Annotated in this window: 11 protein-coding genes; 2 read left to right on the plus strand and 9 right to left on the minus strand. The window is 69.4% G+C overall.

Features of this window, described 5'->3' with window-relative positions:
- Positions 1-14 precede the first annotated feature (14 nt).
- Genes KEG38_RS29105 through KEG38_RS29135 form a run of 7 tightly spaced genes read right to left on the minus strand, consistent with a single transcriptional unit; the run spans position 15 to position 8,954 of the window.
- Positions 15-1,481, minus strand: a complete 1,467-nt coding sequence (locus tag KEG38_RS29105; RefSeq protein ID WP_272423130.1) for a chemotaxis protein CheB — start codon at positions 1,479-1,481, stop codon at positions 15-17.
- Positions 1,481-4,204 carry a response regulator gene (locus KEG38_RS29110; protein WP_272423131.1) on the minus strand — a complete coding sequence of 908 codons (2,724 nt, stop codon included), beginning with the start codon at positions 4,202-4,204 and terminating at the stop codon, positions 1,481-1,483. The genes KEG38_RS29105 and KEG38_RS29110 overlap by 1 nt, the downstream gene beginning before the upstream one ends.
- Positions 4,204-4,809: a chemotaxis protein CheW gene (locus KEG38_RS29115; RefSeq protein WP_272423132.1), complete on the minus strand. Its 606-nt coding sequence runs from the start codon at positions 4,807-4,809 to the stop codon at positions 4,204-4,206. Before KEG38_RS29115 ends, KEG38_RS29110 begins: the two co-directional genes overlap by 1 nt.
- Complete coding sequence (locus KEG38_RS29120) at positions 4,806-6,209, minus strand: CheR family methyltransferase (protein ID WP_272423133.1); 1,404 nt, start codon at positions 6,207-6,209, stop codon at positions 4,806-4,808. Before KEG38_RS29120 ends, KEG38_RS29115 begins: the two co-directional genes overlap by 4 nt.
- Positions 6,196-6,606 carry a chemotaxis protein CheW gene (locus KEG38_RS29125; protein ID WP_272423134.1) on the minus strand — a complete coding sequence of 137 codons (411 nt, stop codon included), beginning with the start codon at positions 6,604-6,606 and terminating at the stop codon, positions 6,196-6,198. The genes KEG38_RS29120 and KEG38_RS29125 overlap by 14 nt, the downstream gene beginning before the upstream one ends.
- A 14-nt stretch (positions 6,607-6,620) precedes the next feature.
- The gene (locus tag KEG38_RS29130; RefSeq protein WP_272423135.1) at positions 6,621-7,706 is read right to left on the minus strand and encodes a methyl-accepting chemotaxis protein; all 1,086 of its coding nucleotides are present in this window, start codon (positions 7,704-7,706) and stop codon (positions 6,621-6,623) included.
- Between the two features lie 60 nt (positions 7,707-7,766).
- Positions 7,767-8,954: an FIST signal transduction protein gene (locus tag KEG38_RS29135; protein WP_272423136.1), complete on the minus strand. Its 1,188-nt coding sequence runs from the start codon at positions 8,952-8,954 to the stop codon at positions 7,767-7,769.
- Positions 8,955-9,290: 336 nt separating this feature from the next.
- Between KEG38_RS29135 and KEG38_RS29140 the strand changes: the two genes are divergently transcribed.
- Both KEG38_RS29140 and KEG38_RS29145 read left to right on the plus strand, forming a co-directional pair.
- Positions 9,291-11,003, plus strand: coding sequence for a serine/threonine-protein kinase (locus tag KEG38_RS29140; RefSeq protein WP_272423137.1), 1,713 nt, complete (start codon positions 9,291-9,293; stop codon positions 11,001-11,003).
- On the plus strand, positions 11,003-12,070 hold the full coding sequence (locus tag KEG38_RS29145; RefSeq protein WP_272423138.1) for a PEGA domain-containing protein: 1,068 nt from the start codon (positions 11,003-11,005) through the stop codon (positions 12,068-12,070). The genes KEG38_RS29140 and KEG38_RS29145 overlap by 1 nt, the downstream gene beginning before the upstream one ends.
- 137 nt (positions 12,071-12,207) lie before the next feature.
- Here KEG38_RS29145 and KEG38_RS29150 read toward each other — a convergent pair whose 3' ends face one another.
- Both KEG38_RS29150 and KEG38_RS29155 read right to left on the minus strand, forming a co-directional pair.
- Positions 12,208-13,941, minus strand: coding sequence for an ABC transporter substrate-binding protein (locus tag KEG38_RS29150; protein ID WP_272423139.1), 1,734 nt, complete (start codon positions 13,939-13,941; stop codon positions 12,208-12,210).
- 114 nt (positions 13,942-14,055) lie between these two features.
- Positions 14,056-16,596: a dynamin family protein gene (locus KEG38_RS29155; protein WP_272423141.1), complete on the minus strand. Its 2,541-nt coding sequence runs from the start codon at positions 16,594-16,596 to the stop codon at positions 14,056-14,058.
- Positions 16,597-16,611: the final 15 nt, after the last annotated feature.

Consider the following 16,611-nt stretch of genomic DNA (forward strand, 5'->3'; position numbering starts at 1 on the left):
GCTCCTTTGCTCCTTCAATGACGCGAGCGCGCCGGTGCACGGACGCGCTCGACGATTTCGGGGCCGAGTTCGTCGAGGGACAGAACGGCATCCGCGTAACCACGGGAAATCGCTGCTCCGGGCATGCCGCTCACCACGCAGGAATCCGGCGACTGGACGAGCACACTTCCGCCGGCCGCTTTGATTGCGCGCAGTCCCTCGACTCCATCGTTGCCCATCCCGGTGAGCATCACGCCAAGAGCACCGTCACCAAAATGCCGGGCGAGCGACTCGAAGAGCGGCGTGCCCGAGGGCCGATGGTTGCCGACGGGCGGGCCCTCGATGACGCCGATCGTGAGCGGCGATTGCGCGACAAGATGCTTGCCTTCGGGCGCGAGCGCGATGACGCCGGCACGCAAAGGCATGCCGTGCGTGGCAAGGCGAACGGGGAGCTGCGTGACCTCGGCGAGCCACTCGGCGAGCGCCTCGTCGAAGCCCGCGAGGACGTGCTGCACGATCAGGACCGGGACGGACGAGGTGGCAGCGGCGAGGCCCGGCAACATCGCGGCGATGGCCGCAGGGCCGCCGGTCGAAGCGCAGATGCCGACGACGGTGGCACGGTTCTGCGCGCGGTGGCTGCTGCTGCGGCGTGATCGCACCGAGCGTGGTCCGTCGGCCCAGCGACGAACCACGGGGATCTCGGCGAGCATCTTGATCTTGTCGCGCAAGGCGACGGCCTGCGGGCCCATCGGATCACCCCAGCTCGGCCGCGCGATCACGTCGAGCGCGCCAGCCTCGGTCGCGGAGAAGATCTGCGCGGCGGGGCGGCTTCCTTGCTGATCGGAAACGATGACGACGCGTGTCGGCGCGAGCGCCATGATGCGGCGGGTGGCGGCGACGCCGTCGAGGCCGGGCATCATCGCGTCGAGCAGGATGATCTGCGGGTTCTCGCGCACGGCGAGATCAACGGCGCCCTGACCATCGCGCGCCATGCCGACGACGTCGATCTCGGGATCGGCCTTGAGGACACGCGCGAGCAGCGTGCGGCCGACCTCGGTGTCGTCGGCGATGACCACGCGGATCACGGGGCGCACCCTGCGACTCGAAGGAACGACCGGCGCGCTCGGGATGGTGAGCGCGAGGATCGTGGAGACACGCGCTGCGAGCTGCGAGCCGTCGACGGGCTTCGGGAAGAAGGCGTCGATGTAGCCCGTGGCGAGAAGATCTCGCTCGCGGAGCTCCTTGTTCGCGCTGATGAGGATGACCTTCGGCGCGAGCGTGCCTCCCCTCTCCTTCACGCGACGCGCGAGCTCGAGCCCGTTCATGTTGGGCATCGCGTAGTCGGTGATGACGAGGTCGAAGGGCTGGCTCGACGTGCCCATGCGCGTGAGCGCGTCCTCCCCGTTGCTCGCGACCTCGAGTTCGAGGGCGAGTCCGGCGAGGTGGGCGCGCACGATGTCGCGCATCACGACCGAGTCGTCGACGATGAGAACGCGTGCCATCAAGCCCTCCCCACGAGCTCGTTCACGGTCTTCACGAAGACCTCGTGATCGAACTCGCTCTTGACGATGTAGGCGTCTGCGCCGACCGCGAGGCCAGCGCGGCGATCATCGTCGGACCCGAGCGACGTGACCAGGACGACCGGGAGCCTCCGAAGCCGTTCGTTTTGCCGGATCTGCGAGCAAAGCTCGAGTCCGGACATCTCGGGCATCGAGACGTCGCTGACGACGATGTCGAAGGTCTCGAGCTCCAGCGCCGAGAGCGCTTCGTTGCCGTCTGCGACCGCGACGACGTCGAAGCCGGCGACCTCGAGCACCGATCGCTCCAGCGCACGGGTGGTGAAAGAATCGTCGACCAAAAGGAGCCTCGGCTTGGGGCGGTTTTCGACCCTCGGCAAAAGCGCCCGGAAGCGGTCGGCATCGCGTCCGGAGGCCGAGCGGAGGAGATCGATGGGATTTAACATCAACACGACGCGGCCGTCCCCAAGGATGGTCGCACCTGCGATGTTCCGTACACGAACAAGCGGCGGTTCGAGGTTTTTCGCCAGGACCGTCTGATCACTGACGATCTCCCGGACCGCAAGCGCGCACCGGGTCTCGCCGATGCCGATGACCAAAACCGGGATGCGCTCGGGCGGCGGGGGCAGCTCCACAGGCAAACCGAGGAGCGTGGCCAGCGGGACGAGCGCGATCGGGCGGCCATCGACGACGATCGCGTGCGTGCGCTCGACCTCCAGCACATCCGAGGCGCTGATGCGCAGAATGCGCTGGATCGAGGAGATCGGCATCGCGAACTGCTCCTCACCGACACGCAGGAGCAGCGAGTGGACGACGTAGATCGTGAGCGGCAGGACGATGACGAACGAAGTCCCGACGCCCTGTCGTGACTCGACCGTGACGGTGCCATGGAGCCGCTCGATGTTGGTGCGAACCGCGTCGAGTCCGACGCCGCGACCCGAGAGCTCGCCGACCTCGGAGCGCGTCGTGAGGCCCGGCGCGAAGAGCATTTCGAGGACGCGGTGCTCGGGCAACTCCGCCGCTTCGAGCGCGGTCGAGAGGCCCGACGCAATGGCCGCACGGCGCACACCGGCAATGTCCACGCCGGGGCCGTCGTCGCTCACCGTGATGGTGACGACGTCGCCGCGATGCTCGGCACGAATGCGGATCGTGCCGCGCGAGGGTTTGCCCGCGGCGGCGCGCGCGCCCGGGTGCTCGCAGCCGTGATCGATGGCGTTGCGGAGGAGGTGGTAGAGCGGATCGCGGAGCTCTTCGAGGACCTTCTTGTCGAGCTCGAGCTCGGCGCCGGTGATGACGAGGTCGACCATCTTGCCGGCCTCGCGCGCCATGTTGCGAACCGCGCGCGGGAGCGGTTCGAGCACGCTCGCGAGCGGGAAGGTCTGGATGCGGCGGATGTCCTCCTGGAGCTGGCCCGAGAGGATCGTCGACTGGAGCGCGTCGGCCTCGAAGGCGCGGACGATCTCGCGCAGCCTGCGCACGAGGAGCCGCTCGTGCTCGAGGTCCTCGTTCTGGACCTCGACGAGACGCTCGGACCAGCCTTCGAGCTTCGCCGGCGCCTCGTCGCGCACCATCGCGCGGATCGCGGTCTGCGCCTTGAGGCGCTCTTCTTCTGCGGAGAGGACGGCACGAAGCTCGGCGAGGCGCTGATCGGTGCGCACGCGCGCGGCGAGGAGCTCGCCGACCTGCGCCATGAGCGCCGAGAGTTTTTTCATGGAGACGCGAAGCGTCTCTTCGGTGCTCGAGCGGAGCGGCGCAGGGGCGTTCTGGATCTTCGGGAGTTGCCCCGTCGGGTTCGGGCCGCGATCGCTGCCCGCAGCGTTCGCGCGGGCCGCGGCCACCGCAACGCCGGCCGAGGTGCCGGGCGAGCCCGCGGAGGTGCCGGGTGCGTTGCCGCCGCCCGAGGTGCCAGGCGTGACGACGGGCGCCGGCGGTGGCGTGACGCCGCCCGGGATCCCGATCTCCGCGCGCGCGACGTATCCCGTCGGTGGTCCGTAGGGGCCGATCGCGGGGGGACTGAACGCGATGGGCGGAGGACCGAAACCCGCAGGGAGCGGGGCGGCATCGTAATGCGAGGACACGAGAGGCGCGCCCGCGTGCGGGTTCGGCGGCGGCTCGCTGTGCTTCGTCTTCGGCTCGTTGTAGCCCGCGCTCACGTTGCGCGACGGCGCCGCGGGCTCGGCGGCGGCTCGGTGCTGCCGCAGGATCGACTGGGGGCTTCTGGATCGCGTCGCGACGGTGATCCCATCGACCGGTCGCACGACGGGCGGAGGCGGCGGCGCCGGCAGAGGCAGGCCCGGCGAGGGTTTCGACGCGAGGAGCACGGCTTCGAGCCCCTCGATCGCCTCCATGATGACGGGATCCGGATCCGGGTTCGGATCCACGCGGAGCGCGTGATGCACGGTCGAGAGGCCCGCGTTCAGCGTGTCGAAGACCTCGGGCGTGCGCTCGTAGTCCATCGCGCGGAGCGAGGCGAGGACCGACTCGATCGCGTGCGCGAGGCGCGCCGTGTGCGCGAACCCGAGCGAGCTCGCGGCGCCTTTCATGTTGTGCGCCTGCCGGAACGCCTCATCGATGAGCTGCTCGCGCGCGCTGCCCTCGGCGCCTCGTTCCACGAGGAGCAGGGCCGTCCCGATGCGCTCGACCTGCTCGACGGCCTCGTTGCGAAGGGTCTCGCAGAGGGCCTCGAACGCCGCGTCGTCGAGGGCCATTAGCCGCGCTCCTCGACGCGCAAGGAGCGGTCGGAGAGGAGCGATCCGAGATCGAGGACGACGGTGCGATCCTCGAGCACGCCCAGCGTGTGACGCTGGACCAGCGGGGGAAACGTAGGCATGGCCTTGGCGATCGTGCGGCGGTTGACCTCGATGATATTGTGGAGCGCGTCCGCCGCCACCGCGCAGACGACCTCCGCATTCGACGCCATGACGAGGTGCTCGGCGGACGTCTCGGCGCGCGCATCGGGCGTGAAGAGCAGCGGCAGATCGACGACGGCGACGATGCGGCCGCGACGTGCCGCGACGCCGAGGAAATAATCAGGCACGCCGGGGACACGCGTGATCCGGCTCATCGGGCCGACCTCGTCGACGGACTCGAGCTGCACCGCGTAGCGCCGGCCGCTTCGCTCGAAGACGATGCAGCTGATGGAGTCGGGCGCGCGATCGAGGCGCGTCGGCTCGCGCGCGATGCGGCGCGTACGTTCGGCGAGGATGCGCGGATGGACCTCGCGTTCGCCGCTCTTGCCTTCGCGCAACTTCTCCTCGAGCTCGGCGAGCGAGGTGCGCAGCTTCTCGTAGACGCTCTCTTCCCGGGCGCTCATTGAATCTCGGTGTCTCGAAACAGCCGGAGCAGCCGGCCCACGGTCATGCCGTCCCATCCTTCGATCGGCGCGTCGACGCCCTTCCCACGCGCGACCGTGAGGGCGCGCAGGCGTGCAGCATGGCGTTCGACGAGATCGGGGCGGCCGAGGCGGAGGCCCGCGACGGCCGCGCCCGCGTGCGCGAGCATCATCGACGGATCGAGGTACACGCAGCGGCGGAAGGCGTCGAGCGCTGCTTCGAAGCCGCCGAGCTCGACCAAGAGGAGCCCTTCCAGCAAGTGCGCCCGCGGCTCCTCGGGTTCCTCTTCGAGGAGCGCTTCGAGCTCGGCGAGGGCGTTTTCGAGGTTCCCCGCGTCGGCGTGTGCGAAGGCGCTCGCGAGCGAAGGCGCCGCGGCCGGGGCCGGAACCTCAGGCGCAGGCTCGGGCGACGGGGGCGGCGGCGCCGCGGGGGCGACCGGAGGCGCGGCCGCGGCCTCCATGCGCAGCTCGGGCAAGGGCACAGGAGGGATCGAGAGGCGCGCGTACCTGCGGCCGCGCGGCGAGGAAGGCGGCACGCTCACGGGCCCGAACCGCTCGTGCACCACGACCTCGCCGACGTGCACCGCTCGACACCCGGGCACGTCACCGGCGTGGTCCACGGGGCCGAACATCAAGATGCCGCCCGGTGCGAGCGCGGCCGCGAGCGAGGCGATCACCTCGGGCCGCGCTTCGGGCTCCAGGTAGTAAAGAACGTTCTGGCAGAGGATGAGATCGAAGCCCTTCGGAAAGACGTTCACGAGCGGGCCTTCGGTGAGCCCGAAGCGGCGGAAACGCACGAGGCGGCGCACGTCCTCGGAGAGGTGCCAGGTCTCGCCTTCGGTGCGGAAATACATGCGGCGCACGACCTCGGGCACGTCGCGCAGCGACCACGCCGAGTACCGCGCGGATTCGGCCTTCTGCAAGGCGCGCGGGTTGAGGTCGATGCCCGTGACCTCGACGCGGAAGCCGTCGTTCATCGCGGCCTCGCGAAGCACGATCGCGAGCGAGTAGGCCTCTTCGCCCGTGGCGCAGCCAGCCGAGAGCGCCGTCAGCACGCGCTCCTTGCGCCGCTTGTGGAGGAGCGACGGGACGATCTCGTTGCGAAGCGCTTCGAATTGCGGAGGGCCGCGGAAGAAGTGGGTCTCGCCGACCGTGATCTCCGCGATGAACGACTCGAGCTCGGCCGTGTCGTGCGAAAGGATCACGTGCTCGAGGTACGCGCCCACGGGGGCGCCACGCTCGGCCGCACGACGCTCGGCCACGCGCTCGATGATCTCCATGTTGCGCGGGCGCATCTGCAGCCGCGTCCGCGCGCGCAAGAGCTCGCCGAGGCGCCGCACAACCCCCGGATCCGGGGCGCGCCGGGCCTCAGCTCGAGCCATGGTAGGCGTCCTCCGGACCGAGCACGAGCACGAGGTCGTCCTCGATACGCACGACGCCCGGCGAACGTACGCCGGCGATATCGCCCGGCTTCTCGATCGCGTCCTCCTGCACGGTCACCACGTCCCGGACCTCGTCGACCGCGAGCCCGAGGAGTTTTCCCTTCGCGGCCCGTACGATCACGAGGTGCTGATAGAACGGCAGCGGCTTCACTTGCGAGAGCCGCCCGCGCAGATCGATCACGGGCACCACGCGGCCGCGGAGGTTGATCACGCCGAGCACCTCGGGCGGCGCGTCGGGCACGTGATCGAGCTGCACACGCGGAATGATCTCGACCACGTGCTCGCACGGGATCGCGCACGGGCGGCCGCCCATCCGCGTGAGGACGAGGTTCGTCACCCCGCCGTCCAAGCTCAAGCCTCCGTGCCGTGGTCGTGGGACCGGATCGGCTCCGTCAATCGGGCCAGCCGATCGAGCGCGATCTCGGCTTGCTCCACGCTGATCTTCGTCTCCTGCGTGGCCATGTTGATCTGCTTCATGCCCTGGGCGATCTGCTCGAGCCCGAGGCTCTGCTGCCGCATCGCGCCCGTGATCTGCCGAGCCGCGCGCGTCGTTTGGTTGATGACGTAGACAAGCTGCCCGAGGCGCTCGCCGATGCGGCGCACCTTCGAGCTACCCTCCGTCGCGGCCTTCGAGCCCTCCTCGGTGACCATCGCGGCGCTGTGGCTCGCCTTCTGGATCTCGCCGAGGATCGAGCGCACCTGCTGCGTCGCTTGCTTCGACTGCTCGGCGAGCGTGCGGATCTCAAGCGCGACGACCGCGAAGCCGCGCCCGTGCTCGCCGGCCTTCGCCGCTTCGATCGAGGCGTTCAGGGCGAGCAGCTTGCTCTGCTCGGCGATCTCGTTGACGCTGCTGATGATCTCGCCGATCTGCTGCGTGCGCTCGGTCAGGTCGAGGATCTTGGCCGCGATGAGCTCGACCTGCTGGCGCAGCCGGTCGATGCCCTCGATGGCGGCGACGACGTCGCGCTGGCCGTCCTGCGAGATCTGCTCCGATTGCTCGGCGATCTGGATGATCCCTTCGGCCTTCTCGACGTTCTGGATCCCGACCTCGTTGAGCTCCTCGATGGTCGTCGTGATGTCGTTGACCATCCCGGCCTGCTGGCTGCCGCTCGCGGCCTGCTGACGCGTGCTCGCGAGCAGCTCCGCCAGCGTGCCCGCGACCTGCTGGCCCAGCGTGCGAAAGCGCGTCGCCGCGACGATCCCGCGGCCGGCCTTCCGGTTCGACTCGACGAGCGAAGAGAGCGCCGCGTGCAGGCGGGCCGCGCGAGGCTCGTCCGCGGGCGGGGCCGAGAGCTCGCGCCCGTCATCGCCTCGCGCGATGGCCTCGACGTCGTTGACGATGCGATCGAGGTAGACGTCGATCTTGCGCCGCGTGACCGCGCGGCGGGCCGCGGGATCGCGTTCTTTCTGCTCGTTCGAATCCGTCTTGTCAGCCACTTGGTCTCCGCTTCTCAGCTTCGGCTCGGTCGGACCGTTTTTCAACCGGGATCGTCTGCCTCAGTCGGGCAAGATCGCGACGACCGAGGTCGAGTTGTGCCAGCCGGACTGCTGGCCGGGCGTGAGCGCGATTTCGCCGTACGTCTCCCAGCCGATCAACGGCACGTCCTGACCCACGACCGAGCGGAACGCGGCGACCTGACGCTTGTACTGCTCGCCGAGGAAGATCCGGCGGCAAATGCAGTCGAAGACCAGCACCGCGCCCGGCCGACCCCCCGCGAGGTTCGCGAGGGCGCTGCGGGCGGCGTGCTCCGCCGCCGAGACGAGCTTCTCCTCGCTGCCGCGCATGATCGTGACGCTCGCGCCCACCGGCACCTCGGAGGCCATCACGATCGCGCCTTCCTCGGTCGCCTTGAGCGGCGCCCGGATCTTGTACTCGCCGCTCGACGTCAGCATGCCGAGCTCGTGCGTGATCATGAACGCGTCGCGGTTCGCCTCCGTGAACGGCTCGCGGCTATCCGCCGCGAAACGTTCGTAGGCGAGGAGAGCCGGGCGGCCGTCGATCTCGTGGATCACGTTGTTCACGGCGCGCGTCACGATCATGCTCGGACACGCGGGCGACAGGCCGTGCCGCACGCCGATGCCGATCGGCGTTCTCGAGAACGCGGACACCACGACGATCGCGTCCGTGTAGTGCCGATCGTCGAGGAACACGTCGGTCCGGGCGAACGCCGCGTCGTCCGCCGCGGCGCCGCCGACGACCTGCGCGAGCATCCCTGCGCCCGCGTGGACGGACTCGACGATGTCCTCGCCTTGCCCCGCGAGCCCGTCGCTCAGCACGATACACGTCGCGTGCCCAAAGCCGGCCGTACGCGCGGCGCGGTGCTCGGCGGCGAACGATCGGAGCGCCTCGGTCGTCGCGCTCTGGCGCGCGCTCTTGAGCCCGCGGCCGAAGCCCACGCGGAACCGGATCACGTCGCTCTTGACGGCCATCACGGCCACTGAGCCGTGTCCGACGTGGGCGTGCGTGAACTCGCCCGCGGTGGAACACCCGACGAGCGGCACGGGGCCGGTGATCTTGCGGATGGCGGGCAGGAGCTTGCCGTAGTCGTGGTTCGTCGACGCGAAGACGAAGACGATGTCGGCTTCCCCTCCGCCGAGCGTGCGCAGCGCCTCTTGCGCGGCCGCCGTCCCTGCGTCGGTCGAGGACGATTCGTTCGAGAAACCGACACCGGCCCTGGTCGTCATGCGCGCCTCCCGTCGATGCGACGAGAGCCACGGTGCCCGACCTCGGGGCCCTCCGTCAACCGCCCCCCGGACAGCCTCGGACGGCGAGCCACGCCGCGCGAGGACCTCCCTTTCGGTCCTTTGCGGAGCTCGATGTACCCTGCGCCACCACGTGACGCGCGAGCCTGGATCCACGCTTCCGGTGCGAACCGTGAGCCCGTTTTTTTTTGCGCACCGAAAACTCGCATCGATTGCGCTCTAGGGGCACTCTTCGGTACCATGCTTTGACGTGGGGGTGCGTACTGGAGCACGCACGCCCAGATCCGATCCGGCTCTCCAGCGAGGTGAATGTCGACCATGGAGGGGTCCAGCGTCACGAAGGGGCCCGAGGCCAATACCCTCGGCAAATACAGGCTCATCGCCGAGCTCGGCCATGGCGGTATGGCCGAGGTCTATCTGGCCGTCGTGCAGGGACCTGCAGGGTTCAACAAGCTCTGCGTGATCAAGCAGATCCGCCCGCAACTCGCGACGGATCCCGAGTTCCTCGGCATGTTCCTCGATGAAGCACGGCTCGCGGCGCGTCTGTCGCACCCGAACGTCGTGCAGACGAACGAGGTCGGTCAGGAGGGCGATCGGTACTTCATCGCGATGGAGTACCTCGAAGGGCAGCCGCTGAACCGCGTCCTGCACCGGATCGGCCGGGACGGCGGGCTCACGCTCGCGATGCACCTGCGCATCATCGTCGACATGCTCTCGGGCCTGAATCACGCGCACGAGCTCACGGATTTCGATGGCACGCCGCTCAACGTCGTGCACCGCGACGTCACGCCGCACAACGTGTTCGTCACGTACGAAGGTCAGGTCAAGGTCGTCGACTTCGGCATCGCGAAGGCGATGAACTCGTCGGCCGAGACGCGCCTCGGCGTGGTGAAGGGCAAAGTCGCGTACATGGCGCCCGAGCAAGCGCGCGGCGAGCGTGTGGATCGGCGCGCGGACATCTTCTCCGCGGGCGTGATGCTCTGGGAAGCCGCGACGGGCCGGCGCCTCTGGAAAGGCATCCCGGATCTGACGGTCCTGCATCGCCTGATCAACGGCGACATCCCCTCGCCTCGCTCGGTCGATCCCGACGTGCCCGAGGGCCTCGAGAAGATCGTGATGAAGGCGCTCGCGCTGCGTCGCGAGGATCGTTATGCGACCTCGACGGATCTCGCGGCCGCGCTCGAAGAGCTCCTGGATCAGATGGGCGACAAGACCTCGCTACGCGAGGTCGGCAAGCTCGTCGCGAAGCACTTCGAGGAGAACCGCTCGAAGATCAAGCAGATCGTCGAGGCCCAGCTCAAGGCCGCGAAGTCGCTGGCGACGACGGAGTTCCAGTCGATCAACCTCCCGCACCTCGACGGCACGTCGGCGTCGGGCCCGATGTCCGTCGATCGGACGGGCGCGCGCGAGGCGATGTCGAGCCAGGATCTCTCGTCGCCCGGCACGCGCCGCACGAACGGCGTGTCGTCGCCGACCTCGCTCACGGCCTCGACGGCGTCCGCGACGAACACGGGCGCGCAGACGGCCGCAGGCCCGAAGCGTGGGGTGCTCGGCGCGGTCGCACTCATCGCGGTCGCCGCGATCGGCGCGGGCGTCTGGTTCATGACGCAAAAGCCCCCGCCTGCACCGCCGACGCAGGCGACGGCCGCGCCGGTCGCGGGTGACATCGAGGTGACGATCACGGTCACGCCGCCGAACGCGAAGATCTTCCTCGACGGCAAGGAGCTCGCGACGAACCCCTTCGTCGGCAAGTTCCCCCGCGAGGACAAGACGCATATCATCAAGGCCGAGGCTTCGGGTTTCACCACGCGCAGCCGCGACGTGACGTTCGACAAGGACCGCACGATCGAGATGGTCCTCGAGCAGCAGGCCGCGGCGCCGCTGGCGACGCCGCAACCCACGGACACCTCGAAGGAAAAGACCAAGGTCATCTTCGTCCCGCAGCCGACCACGACCGCCGAGGATCCGATGAAGACCGGCGGCACCAAGAAGACGAACCGCACCGTCGACCCGAACAACCCGTATCAGTGATGAAGACATCCCGACGTATCGCCCTCGCGGTCGCCCTCTCGCTCCCCGTCATTCCCCTCGCCGTCTCGGCCCAGCAGCCCGCGGGCCCGGCCGCGGCGCCGGCCCCGGCGAAAGCCGAACCCTCGAAAGAAGCCAAGGAGGAAGCGTCGCGGCGCTTCAAGCGCGGCATCGAGCTGTTCGGCGAAGGTGACTACCGCGCCGCGCTCATCGAGTTCCGGCGCGCGAACGAGCTCGCCCCGAATTACAACGTCCTCTACAACATCGGGAACGTCTACTTCCAGCTCCAGGACTACGCGAACGCGCTCGTCTCGTTCGAGAAATACCTGGCCGAGGGCGGCGCGAACATCGACGCGAAGCGCCGCGCCGACGTGGACAAGGACATCGAGAAGCTGCGCACCCGCGTGGCGCGCGTGGAGATCGTGACGAGCGTCCCGGACGCGGACGTGACGATCGACGACGTGCCCGTCGGCAAGTCGCCCTTCGCGAAGCCGCTGCTCGTGAACCCGGGTCGCCACCGGATCGTGGCGACGAAAGAAGGCCGGACGAGCGCGTCGCGGACCATCGAGGTGGCGAGCTTCGACTCGGAGAAGGTGACGCTCGATCTGCAAGAGATCGCAAGGCCGTCCGAGACGGGAACCACGCCCACGGCGCTCCCCACGGCCTCGGCGACGCCAACAGCGCCGGCGACGAACAGCGCGCCCGTGACCCCGCCTCCCCCGCCGCCGAAGTCGGTCCCGTGGGCCGGCTGGGGCGTGACGGGCGCGCTCGCGATCGGCGCGGTCGCCACAGGCGTGCTCGCGCTCTCGAAGAACGGCGAGCTCGCGGATCTGCGCAAGCCCGACTCGGGCGCGACGAAGACGCAGCTCGACGAGGCCTCGAGCTCCACGGCAACCCTCGCGCTCGTCAGCGACATTTTCACGGGTGCCGCCGTCGTGGCGGGCGCCGTGACGCTCTACTTCACCGTGCGTGATCCCGCGCCCGCGAAGGAGCAACCGAAGACGGGCTTGATCAAGCGCGTCGACGTCGGTGTTTCGCCGACGGGTTTTACGCTCAAGGGCAGCTTCTAGCCCCCTTCCCCGCCCCAAAACGAAGGCCGCGGCGCCCGAGAGCACCGCGGCCTTTTTCGTGTCCGCACATTGCAAGCGCATTCGAAACGAAAACGCCGCCCCGGAGGACGGCGTTTCGTTCGTTTCAGCGAGCCGCTTTACTTGCAGGCGTCGGTGAACAAGCCCTTGAGCGAATGCGAGTCAGCTTCGTAGTACAGGCCTGAGAGCTGCTCCTTGGTCTTGCCGGTTCCATCGTCGGACAGGCAGAACACCTGGATGTTCGCCACGGGATCATTCGTCTCGGGGTCGAAGTCGAGCGGGCCGAAGGCGCCGTTGTAATCGATGGACTTGTATTCGCCCAACATGAGCTTCTTCATCGTATCGCTGAGCTTGGTCGGGCCGGAGTTGATCTCGTCCCCGGGAGGATCCGCTTTCGACATCTTCGTCATCCCCGCGGCGAGTTTCCGGCCCGTGATGACGCCGTCGGCGATCGTCGACGCGCTGTAGAACAGCAAGTAGGCGGCGTCATACGCGCTCGCTGCGCCGAGGATCGAGGGGTCGCCGTTCTCGGTCCCGAACGTCGTCCCGTACAGGTTCACGAAGAGCTGGTAGTTCTGGTCGGTGTTCTGCGGACCGGGCACGACGCCCGTGGTGCGCCTGCGCCAGTCGGCCTTGGCCGCGGCATCCGCCCCGACGTCGATGGCACCCGCGAGCGCGCCGGTGTTGTAGTTCGAGTCGGAGAAAACGTACCGCGGCTTGTACCCGAGCGCGCTGTTCCACCCGATCTCGATGGGGCCATACAGCGACGACACCGCCTCGCCCGTCCCGATGAGCAGGACGATGTGCGAGCCGTGGTTCTTCACCGCTTCGAGCGTCTCGGGGTACTTGGTCGTGCCGTCAGGATCGCCGTAGTCGACGATGAGGAAGTTCTCGCCGTTGTCGAGCGCGGGCTTGTCGTTGAAGGTCAGCGTCGTCTGGAGGGCGGTTCGGAGGCCCTGGCCGTATGCGTCCCCCTTGTGGACGAGCGCGAGCTTGATCTGCTCATCCATCAGCCCGAGTTCCATGCGGATCCGCTCCTCGAGCTTCGGCACGTACTGCACGATCGCGTTCGCCTGGAAGATGTCCGAAGGGACGGTGCGCCACACGAGCCCGGCCGTCGCGCCCGCGGGCTTGTCGGAGAGGTCCGTCAACGCGATGCCCGTGGCGGACGCGCTGATGAACAGCGCGCCCCCTGGGACCGTCGCCTCGTTGGCCGTCTGGATCGCGACGCCGCTGAAGGCGCCGCCGATGATGGCCTGGACGCCGAGGTTGTCGATGAGGTGCTTGGCCGCCTTGACGCTCACGCTGCCCTCGCCCGCATCGGTGCAGCCGATCATCGCGACGGGGCGCGTGGCCCCTTCCCCGACCGGCGGCAGACCGCCGACGTTCTGCTTCATGTCCCGGACCGCGAGCCGGATGCTGTTCTCCATCGACACGCCGATCTCGCCGTCGAAGCCCGTCGCCGTGGTCGGGTGAATCGAGCCGATCAGGAAGACGTTGTCGGCCGTCGGATCCCCTTCGACGACCTGACACTCGGGGGACAGCAGCGACCTGCAAACGCCGGACGCATCACCAGGCCCCTTGCGGCAGAACTGATCCTGGCCGAGCGAGCCGCAGTCGCTCGTCTTCGCGCAGAGAACGTCGCCGCCGCCGACGCAGACACCTGCCTCGCACTTCATGCCGTTCGGGCAGTCGGTGTTCACCTCGCACTGCTTCGTGCCCGTGTCGACGATGACGGAGCAGGAGGGCGTGATCGCGACGATACCGAGCGCGAGCGCGAGCCCGCCGAGGAGGCCGCGCCGATACGAATTTCGCTTCTGCGTGTCACTGCTTCCGCCAAACGACAAATCCATGATCTTGCCTCGATCCCGCAAAATTCTTGGGCGCGATGATACCCGCGTGCAGACGAGCGGGGTACGAAATACGCGGCCCGCGAGCCTCCAAAGTGTTTTTCCGGGCCGGGCCGCTCACGTCTTTGCGGAGAGTGCGCGCTCCACCATCGCCGCACGCTGCTCGATAAGCGCGAACGGCGCCGCAGGCAGGCCCACCTCCGTCGCGGCCACGAGCGCCGCCGCGAAGGCCACGATCGCAGCTTCGATCACGCGCCCGAGCGGCTGATCGACACGCTCGGCAGGCCTCTCCAGCGCAGCCACCGCGCCCATGAGCGCGGCGCGCACGGAGGCCGCGGCCGCGGGCGGTACCGCGACGCCGGCGTGCTGCGCGATCTCGTGTACCAAGGGGTCCGTGAGCCTGGAAACGAAGCGCTCTTCGACATAGGCCTCGAGCCCCGGATCGGTGCGCTTTCGCTCGTCCGCGAGATCGCCGAGGGGGCGCAGATCCGCGGCGAGCACGCGCCGCGCATGCTCGAGCCCTTTTTCGATCGAGGCCGCGATCGTGCGTCGATCGTGGCGAAGCTTGGCCGCGGACGCGAGGAGCACCTCGTGCATCGCGCGCGCCTCCTGGATCTTCGCCCGATCCTCCGCGGCGCGCGCGGCCGCGACCGACGCGAGCTCGCGCGCGATACGAAGCGCCCTGCGGCGGAGGGCGCGCTCGCGCAGTTCCGCCGAGCGATCGACGATCCGCTCGGCGAAGAGCGCCTCGACGCCCGCCCATCCCGAAGCTTCGAGCGCGGCCGCGTCGCCGAGCTTGCCCTTCAAGGAGAGCCGCGCGGAGAACGCGAGCGGAGCCGCGTAGGAGCCGATCCCCGTCTCTTCGAGGCTCTTCTGCACATGCACGAGGACATGTGCGAGCTCGTCGGGCGAGAGGCGATCGGCCTTGTTGACGAGGATCTGCACGGGCACGCCGAGGCCTTTGATCTCGGAGAGCACGCGCCGCTCGCTCTCCTTCATCGGTCCGCTCGCGTCGAGCAGCCAGACGGCGACGTGCGCCTCGTCGAAGGCCTGCCGCGCCGCCGCGATGTGATCGGGATCGGGCGCGTTGAAGCCCGGCGTGTCGAGGATCTCCACGCGCTTGAGTCGCTCGATCGGCGCGTAGATGAAGACCCGCTCGACCCGCTCGCCGCTGCCCGCGAGGCTCTTCAATGCAGCCTTCAAGCCGGCGTGCGGTACGACGCGATCGGGCGCGCCGCGCACCACGATCCGCGCGAAAGGATCCGGCGCCCACGCGACCCAGTGCAGCGTCGCGGTCGTGGGCAAGACGCCCGTCGGCGCGACGTCCTCGCCGAGGAGCGCGTTCAGGAAGGTGCTCTTGCCGGCGTTGAACTCGCCCACCACGGCGACACGCAGCGGACGCTCGCGCTCGACGGCGATCGCCTCGACGCCCGTGACGACGTCGAGCCGCTCGAGCGCGCGCGCGGAGCGGCCGAGCTCGTCGAGCAAGTCGGGCCAGGAGGCGATGCCATCGCCCGGGACCCAGCTCCGGATGATGCCGCTCGCGATCTCGGCCGCCCACGCCGCTGCCTCGCCTGATACGCGCTCGAGCTTGGCGAGGGCCGCGCGATGACGTCCCTCGGCCGCGAGCACGGCGCCCTCGCGAAGCGTGCCCAGGTCCTCGGGCAGGCGGCCCGGATCACGCGCGGCGAGCGCATGCAGCGCGTCGAGATCCCGCGTCTCGGTGGCGAGCCGGAGCAGCGCGGCGGCGGCGCCCGCGTGCCCGGCGGAGAGGCCTCGTGAAAGCGCGGCGCGCGCGTCGGCCCGCCGGCCCTCGGCGAACGCGAACGCCGCGGCCCACGCGGGCTCCTCGATGAGGCCCGCCGCCGTCACCACGCGTCGCGCACGATCGACGAGTACGACGTCGCGGCAGCCTGCGATGAGCGCAGAGAGCAGCTCCGCGGAGCCTGACGCGTCGAGGATGCAGGCGCGCAGGCCGAGCTCGAGCGCGGTCGACCACTGCCCTGCGGCGAACGCGAGCCGCGCGCGGACGAGCGCGCCGCGGCCGTCGATTCGCTCGGGGTCGATGACGGGCGCATACCGCGCAGCCGCGTTCACGTCACCGAGCGCGAGCGCGCACTCGGCGCGTCGCAGCGCAACCTCGCGATCGGGCGCTGCAGGCAGCTCGGTCCCGGTCGTCGCGGCCACCGCGAGCGACGTGCCGATACGATCGAGCCAGCGGCCGGCCCGCGCCGGATCGCTGGCCCAGAGGTCACGATCACACAGGTCGAGCAGCGCGAGCCGCGCGGCCTCGCGTTCCTCGGGCGCGTCGGCGGCGCGCTCGAGCGCCTCGGAGGCACGCACGTCGCCCATGCGCGCTCGCGCCTGACCGAGCCGGAGCCACACGTCGGCGCGCCAGGGGACGAGCGTGGCGAGTTCCGCGAGCGCCTCGGCAGCCTCGTGATCGAGGCCCGCATCCTCGGCAGCGTCCGCCCAAAGCGCGAGCCCGAGCGGCGAGCCGGGCACGCTCGCGAGGATCGTCCGCGCGAGGTCACGCGCTTCGAGCGGACGGCCCCGCGCGAGCGAGAGCTCTGCGGCGCGGCGCTCGTTTTCGAGGCCGCGGGCCAGGATTTCGACCCGTCCGAAGAAGTTCGAGAGGCTTTCGACGAGCCGCGCCATGGCCGCATCAAAGGC

The sequence above is a fragment of the Polyangium jinanense genome (genome assembly GCF_028435265.1).
GTDB lineage: Bacteria > Myxococcota_A > Polyangia > Polyangiales > Polyangiaceae > Polyangium > Polyangium jinanense.

What these genes read in the sequence shown, in the direction of transcription:
- KEG38_RS29105 (WP_272423130.1), bottom strand. Translation starts at nt 1,481, where the DNA reads ATGGCACGCGTTCTCATCGTCGACGACTCGGTCGTGATGCGCGACATC.
- KEG38_RS29110 (WP_272423131.1), bottom strand. Translation starts at nt 4,204, where the DNA reads ATGGCCCTCGACGACGCGGCGTTCGAGGCCCTCTGCGAGACCCTTCGC.
- KEG38_RS29115 (WP_272423132.1), bottom strand. Translation starts at nt 4,809, where the DNA reads ATGAGCGCCCGGGAAGAGAGCGTCTACGAGAAGCTGCGCACCTCGCTC.
- KEG38_RS29120 (WP_272423133.1), bottom strand. Translation starts at nt 6,209, where the DNA reads ATGGCTCGAGCTGAGGCCCGGCGCGCCCCGGATCCGGGGGTTGTGCGG.
- KEG38_RS29135 (WP_272423136.1), bottom strand. Translation starts at nt 8,954, where the DNA reads ATGACGACCAGGGCCGGTGTCGGTTTCTCGAACGAATCGTCCTCGACC.
- KEG38_RS29140 (WP_272423137.1), top strand. Translation starts at nt 9,291, where the DNA reads ATGGAGGGGTCCAGCGTCACGAAGGGGCCCGAGGCCAATACCCTCGGC.
- KEG38_RS29145 (WP_272423138.1), top strand. Translation starts at nt 11,003, where the DNA reads ATGAAGACATCCCGACGTATCGCCCTCGCGGTCGCCCTCTCGCTCCCC.
- KEG38_RS29150 (WP_272423139.1), bottom strand. Translation starts at nt 13,941, where the DNA reads ATGGATTTGTCGTTTGGCGGAAGCAGTGACACGCAGAAGCGAAATTCG.
- KEG38_RS29155 (WP_272423141.1), bottom strand. Translation starts at nt 16,596, where the DNA reads ATGGCGCGGCTCGTCGAAAGCCTCTCGAACTTCTTCGGACGGGTCGAA.